This window comes from Pseudomonas sp. Pme6b (assembly GCF_058129925.1).
Genome location: NZ_CM176704.1, coordinates 3,675,941 through 3,690,573, shown reverse-complemented (window position 1 = coordinate 3,690,573; position 14,633 = coordinate 3,675,941). Strand labels below are relative to the sequence as shown.

At 60.8% G+C, this 14,633-nt stretch carries 15 protein-coding genes and 1 pseudogene; 15 read left to right on the top strand and 1 reads right to left on the bottom strand.

What is annotated here, in order from left to right:
- Window positions 1-46 precede the first annotated feature (46 nt).
- The 3 genes from AC4ANE_RS16675 (at window position 47) to AC4ANE_RS16665 (ending at window position 2,481) form a co-directional block, all read left to right on the top strand.
- Entirely contained in the window at window positions 47-586 is a 540-nt protein-coding gene (locus AC4ANE_RS16675) for a GNAT family N-acetyltransferase (RefSeq protein WP_002553970.1), read from the top strand.
- Between the two features lie 5 nt (window positions 587-591).
- Window positions 592-1,752, top strand: a complete 1,161-nt coding sequence (locus AC4ANE_RS16670) for an MFS transporter (RefSeq protein ID WP_002553969.1) — start codon at window positions 592-594, stop codon at window positions 1,750-1,752.
- Window positions 1,753-1,836: 84 nt separating this feature from the next.
- Entirely contained in the window at window positions 1,837-2,481 is a 645-nt protein-coding gene (locus AC4ANE_RS16665) for a TetR/AcrR family transcriptional regulator (RefSeq protein ID WP_002553968.1), read from the top strand.
- A gap of 38 nt (window positions 2,482-2,519) precedes the next feature.
- On the opposite strand, the pseudogene AC4ANE_RS16660 reads toward AC4ANE_RS16665, so the two are convergent.
- Window positions 2,520-4,100: pseudogene (locus AC4ANE_RS16660) on the bottom strand (glycoside hydrolase family 3 C-terminal domain-containing protein); the annotation flags it as partial.
- Between the two features lie 114 nt (window positions 4,101-4,214).
- Between AC4ANE_RS16660 and AC4ANE_RS16655 the strand changes: the two are divergent.
- The 12 genes from AC4ANE_RS16655 (at window position 4,215) to gspD (ending at window position 14,614) form a co-directional block, all read left to right on the top strand.
- Window positions 4,215-4,442, top strand: coding sequence for a hypothetical protein (locus AC4ANE_RS16655; protein WP_010214293.1), 228 nt, complete (start codon window positions 4,215-4,217; stop codon window positions 4,440-4,442).
- Between the two features lie 83 nt (window positions 4,443-4,525).
- Window positions 4,526-6,250, top strand: coding sequence for a type II secretion system ATPase GspE (gene gspE / locus AC4ANE_RS16650; protein WP_031594947.1), 1,725 nt, complete (start codon window positions 4,526-4,528; stop codon window positions 6,248-6,250).
- A complete protein-coding gene (gene gspF, locus AC4ANE_RS16645) occupies window positions 6,247-7,449 on the top strand; it encodes a type II secretion system inner membrane protein GspF (protein ID WP_002553964.1) in 1,203 nt (400 codons plus the stop codon). Before gspE ends, gspF begins: the two co-directional genes overlap by 4 nt.
- Window positions 7,450-7,474: 25 nt before the next feature.
- Window positions 7,475-7,906 carry a type II secretion system major pseudopilin GspG gene (gene gspG / locus AC4ANE_RS16640; RefSeq protein ID WP_002553963.1) on the top strand — a complete coding sequence of 144 codons (432 nt, stop codon included), beginning with the start codon at window positions 7,475-7,477 and terminating at the stop codon, window positions 7,904-7,906.
- Window positions 7,907-7,914: 8 nt separating this feature from the next.
- Window positions 7,915-8,349, top strand: coding sequence for a prepilin-type N-terminal cleavage/methylation domain-containing protein (locus tag AC4ANE_RS16635; protein WP_002553962.1), 435 nt, complete (start codon window positions 7,915-7,917; stop codon window positions 8,347-8,349).
- Window positions 8,349-8,720 carry a type II secretion system protein gene (locus AC4ANE_RS16630; protein ID WP_002553961.1) on the top strand — a complete coding sequence of 124 codons (372 nt, stop codon included), beginning with the start codon at window positions 8,349-8,351 and terminating at the stop codon, window positions 8,718-8,720. Before AC4ANE_RS16635 ends, AC4ANE_RS16630 begins: the two co-directional genes overlap by 1 nt.
- Window positions 8,717-9,349: a type II secretion system protein GspJ gene (locus AC4ANE_RS16625; protein WP_002553960.1), complete on the top strand. Its 633-nt coding sequence runs from the start codon at window positions 8,717-8,719 to the stop codon at window positions 9,347-9,349. The genes AC4ANE_RS16630 and AC4ANE_RS16625 overlap by 4 nt, the downstream gene beginning before the upstream one ends.
- Window positions 9,346-10,080 carry a general secretion pathway protein GspK gene (locus tag AC4ANE_RS16620; protein ID WP_002553959.1) on the top strand — a complete coding sequence of 245 codons (735 nt, stop codon included), beginning with the start codon at window positions 9,346-9,348 and terminating at the stop codon, window positions 10,078-10,080. Before AC4ANE_RS16625 ends, AC4ANE_RS16620 begins: the two co-directional genes overlap by 4 nt.
- A complete protein-coding gene (locus AC4ANE_RS16615) occupies window positions 10,077-11,174 on the top strand; it encodes a type II secretion system protein GspL (protein ID WP_002553958.1) in 1,098 nt (365 codons plus the stop codon). The genes AC4ANE_RS16620 and AC4ANE_RS16615 overlap by 4 nt, the downstream gene beginning before the upstream one ends.
- Window positions 11,149-11,760: a type II secretion system protein GspM gene (gene gspM, locus AC4ANE_RS16610; RefSeq protein ID WP_002553957.1), complete on the top strand. Its 612-nt coding sequence runs from the start codon at window positions 11,149-11,151 to the stop codon at window positions 11,758-11,760. Before AC4ANE_RS16615 ends, gspM begins: the two co-directional genes overlap by 26 nt.
- Window positions 11,757-12,287 carry a type II secretion system protein N gene (locus AC4ANE_RS16605; protein WP_002553956.1) on the top strand — a complete coding sequence of 177 codons (531 nt, stop codon included), beginning with the start codon at window positions 11,757-11,759 and terminating at the stop codon, window positions 12,285-12,287. The genes gspM and AC4ANE_RS16605 overlap by 4 nt, the downstream gene beginning before the upstream one ends.
- Entirely contained in the window at window positions 12,287-14,614 is a 2,328-nt protein-coding gene (gspD, locus tag AC4ANE_RS16600; protein WP_005745666.1) for a type II secretion system secretin GspD, read from the top strand. The genes AC4ANE_RS16605 and gspD overlap by 1 nt, the downstream gene beginning before the upstream one ends.
- Window positions 14,615-14,633: the final 19 nt, after the last annotated feature.

Here is a 14,633-nt window from a genome sequence, read left to right as displayed (position 1 = left end):
AGCGGCATGATTGCACTCATCCAACGACATTTGCCCAGAGCCCGATATGACCCCGACCTTTATCCTGCGTGATGCGTGTGATCAAGACATACCTGCCGTACAGGCGATCTACGCCGATCATGTGCTGCATGGCATTTCCAGTTTCGAACTCGATCCGCCGAGTGTCGCCGAGCTGCTGCAGCGCCGTGCGCAGGTGCTCGTCAACGGTCTGCCATATCTGGTGGCCGAGCTCGCCGGAGAGGTGGTTGGCTATGGCTACGCCACACCCTATCGTCCGCGTCCTGCCTACCGCTTTACTGTAGAAGACTCGGTCTATATACGGGATGGTATGGGCGGGCGGGGCATCGGTCTGGCATTGCTTGGCGAGCTGGTACAGCGCTGCGAACAGGGCGGTTGGCGACAGATGGTCGCGGTGATCGGCAATAGCGAGAATATCGCGTCGCTGCGTCTGCACGAGCACCTGGGTTTTCGCCGTGTCGGGGTATTCGAGTCAGTCGGCTTCAAGCACGGTCGCTGGGTGGACACCGTGCTGATGCAGCGCATGCTCGGCGACGGCTCGGGCAGTGCACCTTCCGAACGGGCCTGACTGACGTGGACCGCGCTGATCTGTCCAGGCTGACGGTAGTCAAACTGGGGCTCGCGCAACTGATCAGTTGGGGGGTGACGTTTTATCTAACGGGGGCTTTCGGCAATGCGATTGCCGATGATCTGGGCTGGAGCGGCCAGCAGGTTTTTTCCGGGCTGTCAGTTGCGCTGCTGGTCATGGGCCTGGTTTCGATCTTCAGTGCGCGTTTGCTCCAGCGTCTCGGTGCACGGCAGGTATTGCAATACGGGGCCGGGCTCAACGCGCTTGGCTGCTGCATGCTGGCTGTGTGCGAGACACCTCAGTCGTGGTTTTTTGGCTGGGCAGTGCTGGGCGTCGGCATGCGTCTGTCACTTTACGATGCGCTGTTTGCTGCATTGGCAGCGCTGTTCGGTGCACGCTCTCGGGCGCTGATGGTGCAGATTACCTTGTTGGGCGGGCTGGCTTCGGCGGTATTCTGGCCGCTGGGCCACGGCTTGTTGAATGCGTTGGGCTGGCGTAGTGCGGTTGCTGTCTACGGCTGCCTGGCATTGCTCAGCGGGTTATTGGTCAGCGGCCTGCCGGACTCCCGGTTGCCGGTCTTGAACGCCGGGCCAGCCGCGCCTGCGCCCGCTGACACCACTGCCTGGATACCTCAGTTCGGCTACGCCCTGAGCATGTCCCTGATCGCGTTCCTGTCAGCCGGCTTGTCTGCCCATTTACCCGCGTTGCTGGCTGGTTTGGGCGTGCCGGTCGTGCTGGCAGCGCTGTGGGGCATCGGTCAGACCTGCGCGCGTCTGGCGCAGGCTTTGTTGGCGCAGTCGATGCCAGCGCTGCGCCTGAATGTCTGGGTCGCTGCCGGAATGGTGCTGTGTTTTACCCTGGGGCTGCTCAGTCAGGGCCATACCCTGCTGGCCTGCATGTTCCTGTTCGGTTATGGCGCGATGAACGGGCTGGCCACATTGCTGAGGGCGAATCTACCCTTTGAGCTGTTTGCACATTCGCATTACGTACACCTGCAGGGCCGATTGCTGGCTCCTGCCTTTCTGCTGTCAGCTGGCGCTCCGTGGTTTTTTGCGTGGGTGCGTGAAGCGCAGGGCGGCAGCGGTCTGCTGTGGTTGTCGCTGGCGATCAGCCTGGTGTTGATTGCAGTGGCAATTGCATTGAATCTAAATGGCCGCGCAAAATGAAATTGTCCAACAATCCGGTTCAATAGCGTTGCCAGTAGTCGCCTGAATGGTTAGGGTACGCGGCTGTTCAAGAAGGAGCCTGATATGACTCTGCATGACCCCACGGAAACGGGCACGGCAGTCACCCGGCAGCGGCGCGCGCCAAAGGGTGAAAAGCGCCGCAAAGAGCTGCTTGATGCGGCCTTGCAAGTGTTTTCCCTTGAGGGCTATACCGGCGCTTCGGTGGCTAAGGTAGCGGCCATCGTCGGTATTTCCGTCGCCGGGCTGCTGCACCATTTTCCCAGCAAGATTTCGCTGTTGATGGGCGTGCTGGACCGACGCGATGAGGTCAATAGCCGAATTGCTGCCGAGGTGCGCACCGACAACACGTTGACCGGCCTGCTTGGCGGCCTGCGCGCAATCAACCGTTCAAACGCCACGGCGCCCGGCGTGGTGCGTGCCTTTTCGATTCTCAATGCTGAAAGTCTGCTGGAAAACCAGCCAGCCTTTGAATGGTTCCAGACGCGCTACGAGCGTATTCACGCGCACTTGATGGGACAGTTTGCAGGTTTGGTGGAGCGCGGGGAGGTGCGTGCGGATGTGGATCTGGACAAGATCATCCGGCAGATTCTGGCGATGATGGATGGCTTGCAGATTCAGTGGTTACGCTTTCCCGATCAGGTGGACCTGGTCGAGTGTTTCGATACCTACATTGCGCAGGTCGATGCAGCGGTAAGGGCTCGTCCCTGAGCCTTTATTTGTCCGTTTACCCTTCAGTCAGCTAACGCTTACTCGACGGTCTGCTTGAATACACCGCCGGTCTTGACCGGTGGTTTCTCGACCAGAACCGAGTTCAGAGCGGAGCGTGGCAGCGGTTTGCTGGTGGTGGTCGACAGTTCCTGACGGAACGAGTTGACCAGCTTGGCGTTCAGGCGGATGTCCTGCGACGAACCACCGAGCGACAAGTTGAAGGTGTCGGCATCAACCACCCACTGATTGGTTTTAACGTCGAAGTAGGCCAGCGAGCGGTCATTGAGCTCAATGGTCACGCGCTTGCTTTCGCCCGGCTTGAGGAACACTTTCTTGTAGCCTTTGAGTTCCTTGATCGGACGCTCGACTTTCGGGTTCTGCTGGCCCACGTACAACTGAGCGACTTCAGAACCGCCAACCTTGCCGGTGTTGGTCAGATCGAAGGACACCTTGATCGGCGTATTGCCCACCGCAACGCCCGGCGTCACTTTGATGTTGCTGTAACCGAACGTGGTGTACGACAGGCCGTAACCGAACGGGTAGAGCGGCTTGATGCCTTTCTTCTCGTAACCGCGATAACCCAGCATCAGGTCATCCTTGTAATCCATGTCGGTCAGAGTGTTCTGATTGTCGAATTTCGGGAAGGAAGCGTAAGCCGGGTTGTCTTCGATGTTGCGTTCGATACTGATCGGCAGCTTGCCCGACGGGTTGACCTTGCCGAACAGGATCTCGGCCAGAGCCTGACCACCGTTCTGACCCGGGTAGAAGGCATGCAGCGCTACCGGAACCTGTTCGATCCAGTCGCTCATCTTCAGACCCGTACCGCCATACATGGTCACCACGGTGTTCGGGTTGACCTTGGCGATGTTCTGGATCAGCTCGTTCTGGAACTCAGGCAGATCGAAGCTGTGGTCGAAACCTTCACCTTCGTATTCGTTGCTGTTACCCACGGCAACCACAACGGCGTCATAGCCGGACAAGTCCTGAGGAGCGTTCAGCGAAGCCGAACTCAGCTGCACACCTACCAGGCCACCCATGGTCGACAGGTAACCGGCGCGACGCGAGTACTCGAGCTTCACATCGTAAGACTGGCCAGCTTCCAGATTGATCTTGGCGAACTCTGGAATGGTCGGCGGGATGCTGTTGCCCGGCAATGGCTTGCCGTCACCGTTGTCGATGATTTTCTTGCCGTTGACCCACAGACGCACGGCGCCGTCGGCACGAACCTTGAACACCTGCTCGCCGCTCTGGGTCGGGGTGACCTTGCCGGTGTAGCGAATCGAAGTCGACGATGTATCGCCATTCAGTTCGCCAGCGGTCGAACCTTTGCTGGTGTACGGATCGGACGTCGAAGTGTTGCTTTCGAACGGCAGGTTCTTGTCGTTGGCCCAGTCCAGGTCAACATGCTTCTCGGTACGGGTGACCGCTGCATCACCAGACCAGTTGGTGTTGCTGAAGTACTCGACTTTCATGCCCTGGACTTCATTGCCAGTTGCGTCGGTGGTGGTCCAGGCACTGGTGCTTGGGTCCAGCGACAGGCCTTCGATGAAGTCGACTTTGGCGTTGGGCGCGATTTGTTGCAGACCGCTCAATTCGCTGACGTAATGGCTGGCCAGGACGAAGAAAGACAGCTCGCAAGTTGCGATGCGTGCTGTACGCTATTTCTTGCCCGGTCTTTATCCGATTTCTGCCTTTTGCAGAATTCACTTCTTTTTTCTGTGGAGTTAACTACGATGAAATTCTCTGTAATCAGTGCGGGCGTTGTTCTGGGTCTGGCCCTTAGTGGTGCAGTAGTTGCCGCTGAAGCGACCGATGACGATGCAACATCCGGTGCAAGCGATTCGACGGTCATGACTCAGACCCAGGACGCCAAGGCAGCGCAGAAGGCGCAAAAGCAGAAGACCGAGACGACAAAAGGTGGTCGTCCACAGAACGCAACTCCTCAAAAGCAGTCAAATTGATCGTTTGAAGCCTTTGAGCACAGCACTTTCCAGTCGGAGAGTGCTGCAACATGTCCCTCCGAAGTAGCAAAATGCCCTCATTCATGCCGCCAGTTCCCGTCGATGTTTCCCGCCTCCTCATTCCGGATGCCGCGCAGGTTTGCGCCTGGCTGACCGAGCACGCGGGTCTGAAAATGGCCGATCTGGAGCGGGCGCAACGTTTGCAGCAAGAGTCTGAAGGCACCGAGCTGCTCGGGCTGTTGACTCGTCTGGGTCTGGTTTCCGAATTTGAACTGGCCCGCGCATGGGCAGCCCTGTTGCAGGCACCGCTGCTACTTGCTGACGCTGTGCCGCCGCTGCTCGACCCCTTGCCGCCTTTGACCGAGCGCTTCATGCGCCACTATCAAGTCGTGCCCGTAGGCTGGAGCGATCAAGGGCTGCAAGTGCTCAGCGCCAACCCCGGTACGTTGTACCCGTTCCAGGCCATCGCTTATGCCTGCGAAGTGCCGGTGCGGCTGTCCATCGGGCCGCGCAATGAAGTCGAAACCCTTATTGAGCGTTATTACGGACAGGGCCGCTCGGCAATGGGCACCCTGATCGAGAACCTGGATGAGGAGGGCGGCTCGCTGGAAGACATCGAGCACCTCAAGGATCTGGCCTCCGAAGCGCCGGTCATTCGTCTGGTCAACCTGATTCTGCAACGCGCGGTCGAACAGCGTGCGTCGGACATTCATATCGAGCCGTTCGAGAGCCAGTTAAAAGTGCGCTATCGCATCGACGGCGTGCTGCATGAGGCCGAAGCGCCACCGTCCAGTTCTTCGGCGGCGGTTATTTCCCGGGTGAAGATCATGGCGCGGCTGGACATCGCCGAGCGTCGTCTGCCGCAGGATGGCCGGATCATGCTGCGCATCCAGGGCAAGGAGCTGGACCTGCGGGTGTCTACGGTGCCCACCAGCTTCGGCGAATCGGTGGTCATGCGTTTGCTGGACCGGCAGACCATCAATTTCGATTTCCCCAGCCTGGGTTTCGACGGCGAGCGGCTGGATGAATTTCTCGACGTGCTGGAGCGTCCGCACGGCATTCTGCTGGTCACCGGGCCGACCGGCTCCGGCAAGACCACCACTCTTTATACTGCGCTCTCACGGCTCAATACCGCCGAGCGCAAGATCATCACCGTCGAAGACCCGGTCGAGTATCAGCTCGAGGGCATCAATCAGATTCAGGTCAAGCCTTCCATCGGCCTGGACTTCGCCGGGGCACTGCGCTCCATCGTGCGTCAGGACCCGGATGTCATCATGATCGGTGAGATGCGTGACCTGGAAACCTGCCGTATCGCCATTCAGTCCTCGTTGACCGGTCACCTGGTGCTCTCGACGCTGCACACCAACAGCGCGGCGGCGAGTATTACCCGTCTGCTGGACATGGGCGTCGAAAGCTACCTGATCGCCTCGACGGTCAACGGCATTCTGGCCCAGCGTCTGGTCCGCCGTCTTGATCCGGCAACGCGTGAAGCCTTCGATGCGCCGCCGGAGTTGATTGCCGAGCACGGGCTGGAGCGCTTCACTGACGAGCGCCCGATTCGCCTGTATCGCCCGCGTGCCGATGCACCTGGCGGCGGTTACCGGGGGCGCAGTGCAATCACCGAGTTGCTGGTCATGAACGAAGAGCTGCGCAGTCTGTTGATGCGCCACGCCGACGCTTCGACGCTGGAAGAAGCTGCCAGACGCGGCGGGTTGCGCACGCTGCATGAAGAGGGCCTGCGCCAGGCCGTTGCCGGGATGACCTCGCTGGAGGAAGTGCTGCGCGTCACCCGAGGTGAAGGCACATGAGCCTGTTCAAGTACCGCGCACTGGATGCTCAAGGTGCGCCGCAGAACGGCACGCTGGAAGCCCGCGACCAGGATGCTGCAATCGCCGCGCTGCAAAAACGTGGCCTGATGGTCTTGCAGATTGACGCGGCCGGTATGGGCGGGTTGCGCCGCGCACTGGGCAGCGGCTTGCTCAATGGGGCAGCGCTGGTCAGTTTCACGCAGCAGCTCGCAACGTTGCTCGGTGCCGGACAGCCGTTGGAACGATCTCTTGGAATTCTGCTCAAACAGCCTGGACAACCGCAGACCAAGGCATTGATCGAGCGCATCCGCGAACAGGTCAAGGCCGGCAAGCCGTTGTCCGTTGCGCTGGAAGAAGAGGGCACACAGTTTTCGCCACTTTATATAAGCATGGTCCGCGCCGGTGAAGCCGGGGGCGCGCTGGAAAGCACGCTGCGTCAATTGAGTGATTACCTTGAACGTAGCCAGCTGCTGCGTGGCGAGGTCATCAACGCGCTGATCTATCCGGCCTTTCTGGTGGTCGGCGTACTGGGCTCGCTGGCCCTGTTGCTGGCCTATGTAGTGCCGCAATTCGTACCGATCTTCAAGGATCTCGGCGTGCCGATTCCGTTGATCACCGAGGTCATTCTCAACCTCGGACAATTTTTGAGCAACTACGGCCTGGCTGTTCTGGCGAGCCTGATCGCGCTGATCTGGGGCATGGCCATTCGCATGCGCGACCCACAGCGCCGTGAACGCCGCGACCGCCGCATACTCGGCATTCGGGTAATCGGTCCCTTGCTGCAACGCATCGAGGCAGCGCGTCTGACTCGAACGCTTGGCACGCTGTTGACCAATGGAGTGGCGTTGTTGCAGGCGCTGGTGATCGCTCGCCAGGTCTGCACCAACCGCGCCTTGCAGGCGCAGGTGGAGCAGGCTGCCGAGTCGGTGAAGGGCGGCGGCACGCTGGCCAGTGCGTTCGGCGCGCAACCGCTGCTGCCGGATCTGGCGCTGCAAATGATCGAGGTCGGCGAACAGGCGGGCGAACTGGACACCATGCTGATGAAGGTCGCCGATGTGTTCGACGTCGAGGCCAAGCGCGGTATCGACCGCATGCTCGCCGCGCTCGTACCGGCGCTGACGGTGGTGATGGCGGGCATGGTCGCGGTGATCATGCTGGCGATCATGCTGCCGCTGATGAGCCTGACCAGCAATATCTGAATCCATGAAAGAGGAAACCACTCCGATGACTTTTAGCCGCACACGCTTCAAACCCGCACGCCGACAGGGCGGTTTCACTTTGCTGGAAATGCTCGCGGTTATCGTATTGCTGGGCATTGTTGCGACCATCGTCGTGCGCCAGGTAGGTGGCAACGTCGACAAGGGCAAATACGGCGCAGGCAAGGCTCAGTTGGCCAGCCTGGGCATGAAGATCGAAAGCTATGCGCTGGACGTCGGTTCGCCACCCAAGACTTTGCAGCAACTGACCGAGAGACCGGGCAACGCCTCGAACTGGAATGGCCCTTACGCCAAGCCTTCGGACCTTAAAGACCCGTTCGGCCACGCGTTCGGCTACCGCTTCCCGGGCCAGCACGGCAGTTTCGACCTGATTTTCTACGGCCAGGACGGTCAGCCGGGCGGCGAAGGGTACAGCGCCGACCTGGGCAACTGGGAGTAACGTTCAGCATGAGAACGCCTGTCGCAAGCCGGGGTTTTACCCTCATGGAAATGCTGGTAGTGCTGGTGTTGATGAGCATTGCCGTCGGTCTGGTGGGGTTCGGTCTGCAACAGGGTTTGAGTACCGCCAGTGAGCGACGCGCGGTCGGCGACATGGTCGAGGCGCTTAGGGCAACCAGAGTGCGTGCGATTGTCACCGGTCAGCCTGCACGCACTGAGTTCAATCTGCGCAAGGCGACTTTCAAGGCGCCCGGCAAGCGTGAGGTGCACTGGCCTGAAAATCTGCATGTGACCATGCAGACCGCGTCGGATCTCGGCTCGTCCGTGGAGTTCTACCCGGATGGCGGTTCCAGTGGCGGCAACGTGGTTGTCGCCGACGGCGACCGGCGCTGGCGTATTGATATTGGCTGGCTGACCGGTAGCGTTCAGGTACGGTCGCTTTAATGAAAACATCGCAGTCGGGGTTCACCCTGCTGGAGATGCTTGCTGCATTGACCGTTATGGCAGTGTGCAGCGGCGTTCTGCTGGTTGCATTCGGGCAGAGCGCTCGCTCTCTGCAACAGGTGTCGCGCAGTGACCGGATCAGCCATGCAGCACGCACGATTATGGATCAGGAAAGTGCCGGCCCGCTGGAAAACGGTACGCGTCAGGGAACACTCGCAGGCATCGACTGGACCCTGGATATCCGTCAACTGTCGGGTGCCAATGGTGAGGCACGGATGTTTCGCCTCGACCTGATGCTCAGCGAGCACCAGCGCAAAGCGCAGTTCAGTACGCTTAAACTGCGCGGCGCTGTCAGCGGGGCCGGATCATGACCCGCACCCAGCGTGGCTTCACGCTGCTGGAAGTACTGTTGGTGATCAGTCTGTTGGGCGTGCTGCTGGTGTTGGTTGCGGGGGCGCTGCTCGGTGCCAACCGTGCGGTGCTCAAGGCCGAACGTTACACCGTGAACCTGGACGAAGTCCGCGCCGCGCAGGCGTTTCTGCGTAGCTCGATTGGTCAGGCCCTGCCGCTGGATACGTCTGCCGAAGACGACGTCAACAGCGGTTTTTTTGAAGGCTCGGCGCAGCAGTTGCGCTTTGTCGCCACGCTGCCCGGTGAGCTGGGCGGTGGCATACAGGTGCACAGCCTGGAACTTGGAGGGCCGCAAGGCCATCGGTCTTTGCAAGTGTCTTTTGCTCAGGTCCAGTCTGGTGCAAACGGCATTGCCCTGAAACCTTGGGGTGAGCCTCAGGTGTTGTTGCAAAACGTCGAGTCACTGACGTTCAGTTATCGCGGGCTGACCCCCAAGGGCAAGCCGACAGGCTGGATGGCCGAATGGCCCTGGCCGAATCGTTTGCCCGGTGCTGTAAGGATCGACCTGAAGACCAGCGGGGCGGTGAAGTGGGTCCCCGAAGTAGTCGCTTTGCGTCTGGACCTGTCCGGTGGGGCGGGCGGCGAATGAATATAGCCAATCGACAGCAGCGTGGTGTTGCGCTGCTGGTGGTGCTTTGGGTGCTCGCGCTGTTGAGCCTGCTGCTTGGCGGGCTGGCCGGGTGGGTGCAACTGGAAAGCCGACAGGCACTCTGGTTGCGCCAGAACACTCAGGCGCTGATGGCCGCCGAAGCTGGCATGAATATGGCTGTGCAGGGTTTGCTTGATCCTGCGCAGCGCAAACGCTGGATTGCCGATGGGCGTCTGGTGTCGTTGCGGATGGATGATACGCAATTGCTCGTCAGCATCAGGAGCGAGCGCGGCAAGCTGGACCTCAACAGCGCGCCGGTGGCGGATGTATCGCGGCTGTTGCAGGCCTGCGGCGCGGCTAAGAATCAGGCCAGCGGTATTGCCCAGGTGCTGGAAGAGCAGCGCAACGGCGGTCAGTCACCGTTGCGGGTGGTTGAGGAAGTACGCCAGTTGCCGGGCATGAGTCAGGCGTTGTATGCCCGGCTGTTGCCGGAAATAACATTATGGAGCGGCCTTGATCGGCCCGACCCGGCATTCGCTTCGGCGTTGCTGCGACGGGCCTTGAACCTGCCGAACCAAAGCGCGGTCGGGGCCGATCCAGGTGAAGTGCTGGCCATCGACAGCCGCGCAGAAAGACCGGGCGGTGTGACTGCCCTGTTACAAACCACTGTTTTATTGAGCCCATCGGAGGGAGGCGCACAGCCCTACAGGGTGTTGCGTTGGCAAGAATGAATTCATCAGTTTCTGCACGTCTGGCGCCTGTCTACGCGTTACGCGAACAGGTCGCCCGGCAGTGGCGTGGCAGTCCGGCGCAACACGGTTGGCAATGGTGGGTCGCGGAGCTTCGCGCCTGCCTGCCGCCGCGTGTGCGTCGCTGGCTGGGCCGCGAGACCCTGGAGCAGGCGCACGTCTGGCCGCTGGTCGAGCCGCTGCCCGATGCATCGCCTCAGGCACGACGTGTGCTGTTGCTGCCAGCGTCGGCGGTGCTGGTGCAGCCCCTGCAACTGCCAGCTGCCGCGGCGCGCAATCTGTCGACTGTCGTCGGTTACGAGCTGGACCGCTTCACCCCGTTCGACGCTGGCCAGTTGTATTTTGTGGCCCGTCAGGACAGTCGCAGCGCCAGCTTTGTGCAGGTCACACTGGTGGCGATATTGCGCGAGCGGCTGGACGCGATACTCAGTGAGTGCGCCGAGCGCGGTTTGCGTCCCGATGCGGTAGATGTCGTCACTGACATGGGGACTGCCGACATGGGTACTGGCGGGCAGCGTATGGGCATCGACCTGTTGCCGATGCCACTGCGCCCGCAGCAATCGCACTCCGGTCATCGTTTGCAGCGCTGGCTGCTCTGGCTGTGTGCCGGTTTGCTGCTGAGCGCCATGCTGTTGTGGCTGAATGACCGGCAGAGTCTGCTCGATGACATGCAGGCCAGTGTCCAGGCGCAGAAGGCCCAGGTGGGTGAGATTCAACAGCTGCGTCAGCAGTTGACCAACACGCTGGGCGCAGCCAATTACCTGATCCGCCGCAAGGCTGCGCAACCGCCGCTGTCGGCGCTGCTCAGTGAATTGACCGCTTGCCTGCCTTCGGACACCTGGATCGAGCATCTGGAGATCAGTGACAGCGCCGAAGTTGCGTTTTCCGGGCAAAGCGCCAAGGCCAGTGCCCTGATCGGCCGCGTCAAGGATTGTCACAGTCTGGACAACGCGCAGTTTCAGGGCGTGATCCAGCCCGACACCAAGACCGGCAAGGATCAGTATTCACTGCGTGCGCATTTGCACCAGAACCAGCATCAGGAGAACGCCGATGCGCCGTCCACTGACAAGCCGTGAGCGGCGGGGCGCGGCCCTGATGATTCTTGCCTTGGTGCTGTGCCTGGCTTATTGGCTGTTGATCGACAGTTGGTTCGCCGGACCCTTGCGCGACATCAGCGAGCAGACCGACCAGTTGCGCGAACAGCAGCAGCGTTACGCCGGCCTTCTGCAGCAGGGCGACTCATTGCGTGAGCAATTGGAACAGGCCCGTAGTGACCCGGCCAGCAGCACCAGTCTGTTGCCCGGCGAAGACCCGAGTGCTGTGGCGGCGGATCTGATGCAGCGCATTGCCGACCTGATCAGCAGCCAGGCAAGCACTGGCGGCGGCTGCGAGTTGACCCAGCGTATGCCGATCACGCCAGAGCAGGACAGCGCCGAGCCGTATCGGCAGGTCAAGGTCAGCCTGACCCTGAACTGCGCCATCGAACCGCTGACGGCCATTCTGCATGCGCTGGAGTACCAGCGCCCGTTTCTGTTCATTGACGAGATGAGTATGCGTCGCGATGCCAATGCTCCGGCCAGCGGTGCCGCCGGCAAACTGGTGGTGCACCTGCTGGTGCGCGGCTACCTGCAACCGGCCAGCGCCGGGGAGGGTGAGCAATGATCGGTTCCTTACGCCCGCTGGAGTGGTCGCTACTGGCTCTGGCCGCGCTGCTGGCGGGGCTGATCGCCCTGATTTTCAGTGGCGCTGCACACTCGCCCGACTGGCTGCCGGAGCAGGCACCGCGCAACCCGATCGATCAGAAGGCGCAGACCCACAATGCGCCGTCGGCGACGCTGGACAGCCTGGCCAATACCTGGAAAACCCCGCTGTTCAGTCCTGACCGCAGCCCGGACGTGGCGGTTCGCAAAGCCGACGCGCAGGCCACCAGCCTGGCCGGCCTGACCCTGACCGGGGTGATCATGGACGGCTCGCTGCGTGTTGCACTGATCAAACAAGCCAGCGGTCCAGCGTTGAAGATCCGTCAGGGCGATCGCCTGCCCAACGGCTGGACGCTGGACCGTCTGGAGCCTACCCAGGCCACCTTTCAACTCGATGGCCGTACGCAAATGCTACGCCTGCCCGCGTTGCGTCTGCCGCCGCCGTCGAGTACACCGCCGATTACCTTAACCAACGATTCCACCCTGTGATGGGTACCTTTTCTGGAGTTTCTGCCATCGCTACCTTGCGCACACCCTTGCTTTGCCTGGCTACCGCCGTCGCCCTAGGCGGCTGCGCGTCAAAGCCCGACACTCTCGATCCCGACAATGGCATGCTGCAGGAAGCGCTCCAGGGAACCGGTTCACAACGCCCGCCGGTAGACCCGCGCAGCGAACGACCGCCAGTCGAGCCACCTTCACAGCAACCGGCGAGCTCGCCGCAGCGCCAGATCATCAAGGGCAACCAGCGTTTCATCCGCCAGCCCGCTGCTGCTCCGGCGGCGCGTCCGGCCGAAACCGGCGACATCGTCTTCAATTTCACCAATCAGCCGATTCAGGCGGTGATCAACAGCATCATGGGTGATCTGCTGCACGAGAATTACAGCATTGCCCAAGGTGTAAAGGGCGATGTCAGCTTCTCGACCTCCAAGCCGGTCAACAAGCAGCAAGCGTTGTCGATTCTTGAAACGTTGCTGTCCTGGACCGACAACGCCATGATCAAACAGGGCAATCGCTATGTGATCCTGCCCTCGAATCAGGCCGTTGCCGGCAAGCTGGTGCCGGAAATGCCGGTGGCGCAACCGTCGGCGGGCATGTCGGCGCGGTTGTTTCCGTTGCGTTATATCTCGGCGACCGAAATGCAGAAGCTGCTCAAGCCGTTCGCCCGGGAAAACGCGTTCCTGCTGGTTGATCCGGCGCGCAATGTACTGAGCCTGGCGGGTACGCCCGAAGAGCTGTCCAACTATCAGGACACCATCGACACGTTCGATGTGGACTGGCTCAAGGGCATGTCGGTCGGCGTATTCGGTCTGCAACGTGCCTCGGTCGGTGAACTGATGCCTGAGTTGCAGAAAATGTTCGGTCCGGAGAGCGGCATGCCGCTGGCGGGCATGGTGCGTTTCCTGCCGATCGAGCGGACCAATTCGGTGGTGGCGATTTCCTCGCAGCCTGAATACCTGCGCGAAGTCGGCGAGTGGATTCATACCATCGATGAAGGCGGCGGTAACGAGCCGCAGATGTACGTGTACGACGTGCGCAACATGAAAGCTACCGATCTGGCCAAATACCTGCGGCAGATCTACGGGTCGGGTGCCATCAAGGAAGACTCGGCAGCCAAGGTTGCGCCGGGGCTGCGCACCACCACCTTGTCATCGCTCAACTCCAATGGCGGCAGCGGTGTTGGCGGCATGAGCAGTTCCAACGGGCTGGGCAGCAACGGCGGTGGCATGAGTAATGGCGGCGGCTTTGGCAACAGCCAGGGCATGAACAACAGCCAGAACAGTGGCGACAGTGAATCCGAGAGCGACGATCAGAGCGGCGGTGAATCGGATTCGGCCAGCCAGGAAGGTGGAGGCGCGAACGGCAACAGCAAGTCGCTGGACGCCAGCACGCGCATCACTGCGCAGAAGAGCAGCAACCAGTTGCTGGTACGCACCCGTCCGGCGCAGTGGAAGGAAATCGAGTCGGCGATCAAGCGCCTCGACAATCCGCCGCTACAAGTACAAATCGAGACGCGCATTCTGGAAGTCTCGCTGACTGGCGAGCTGGACATGGGCGTGCAGTGGTATCTGGGACGCTTGGCGGGCAACTCGGGTACAACCGGCAACGTTACCAACACTGCGGGCAGTCAGGGTGCGATTGGTACCGGCGGGGCTGCGCTTGCTTCTACTGACGCGTTCTTCTACTCCTTTGTCAGCAACAACTTGCAGGTCGCCTTACGTGCGCTGGAAACCAATGGTCGAACCCAGGTCCTGTCGGCACCATCGCTGGTGGTGATGAACAACCAGCAGGCGCAGATTCAGGTTGGTGACAACATCCCGATCAGCCAGACTTCGATCAACACTAACACCTCCACCAACACCACATTGAGCAGCGTCGAATATGTGCAGACCGGTGTGATTCTCGACGTCGTGCCGCGCATCAATCCGGGCGGACTGGTGTACATGGACATTCAGCAGCAGGTCAGTAGCGCCGACACCAATTCCACTAACAACGACGCCAACGGCAATCCGCGTATCTCCACGCGCTCGGTCGCTACGCAGGTGGCCGCGCAGAGTGGCCAGACAGTGCTGCTGGGCGGTTTGATCAAGCAGGATAACGCCGAGACGGTCAACGCTGTGCCGTATCTGGGACGCATTCCGGGCTTGAGGTGGCTGTTCGGCAGTACCAGTAAGTCCAAGGGCCGTACCGAACTGATCGTGCTGATCACGCCGCGAGTCATCACCAGCAGTAGCCAGGCACGTCAGGTGACGGATGACTACCGTCAGCAGATGCAGTTGATCAAGCCGGAAGTTTCGCGGACCAGCATGCAGAACTGAGGCTGTGTCAGTTTCTGCT

Bases quoted from the DNA above. Each gene is read 5' to 3' on its own strand.
- AC4ANE_RS16675 (WP_002553970.1), top strand. From the start codon at position 47: ATGACCCCGACCTTTATCCTGCGTGATGCGTGTGATCAAGACATACCT.
- AC4ANE_RS16665 (WP_002553968.1), top strand. From the start codon at position 1,837: ATGACTCTGCATGACCCCACGGAAACGGGCACGGCAGTCACCCGGCAG.
- AC4ANE_RS16655 (WP_010214293.1), top strand. From the start codon at position 4,215: ATGAAATTCTCTGTAATCAGTGCGGGCGTTGTTCTGGGTCTGGCCCTT.
- gspE (WP_031594947.1), top strand. From the start codon at position 4,526: ATGCCGCCAGTTCCCGTCGATGTTTCCCGCCTCCTCATTCCGGATGCC.
- gspF (WP_002553964.1), top strand. From the start codon at position 6,247: ATGAGCCTGTTCAAGTACCGCGCACTGGATGCTCAAGGTGCGCCGCAG.
- gspG (WP_002553963.1), top strand. From the start codon at position 7,475: ATGACTTTTAGCCGCACACGCTTCAAACCCGCACGCCGACAGGGCGGT.
- AC4ANE_RS16635 (WP_002553962.1), top strand. From the start codon at position 7,915: ATGAGAACGCCTGTCGCAAGCCGGGGTTTTACCCTCATGGAAATGCTG.
- AC4ANE_RS16630 (WP_002553961.1), top strand. From the start codon at position 8,349: ATGAAAACATCGCAGTCGGGGTTCACCCTGCTGGAGATGCTTGCTGCA.
- AC4ANE_RS16625 (WP_002553960.1), top strand. From the start codon at position 8,717: ATGACCCGCACCCAGCGTGGCTTCACGCTGCTGGAAGTACTGTTGGTG.
- AC4ANE_RS16620 (WP_002553959.1), top strand. From the start codon at position 9,346: ATGAATATAGCCAATCGACAGCAGCGTGGTGTTGCGCTGCTGGTGGTG.
- AC4ANE_RS16615 (WP_002553958.1), top strand. From the start codon at position 10,077: ATGAATTCATCAGTTTCTGCACGTCTGGCGCCTGTCTACGCGTTACGC.
- gspM (WP_002553957.1), top strand. From the start codon at position 11,149: ATGCGCCGTCCACTGACAAGCCGTGAGCGGCGGGGCGCGGCCCTGATG.
- AC4ANE_RS16605 (WP_002553956.1), top strand. From the start codon at position 11,757: ATGATCGGTTCCTTACGCCCGCTGGAGTGGTCGCTACTGGCTCTGGCC.
- gspD (WP_005745666.1), top strand. From the start codon at position 12,287: ATGGGTACCTTTTCTGGAGTTTCTGCCATCGCTACCTTGCGCACACCC.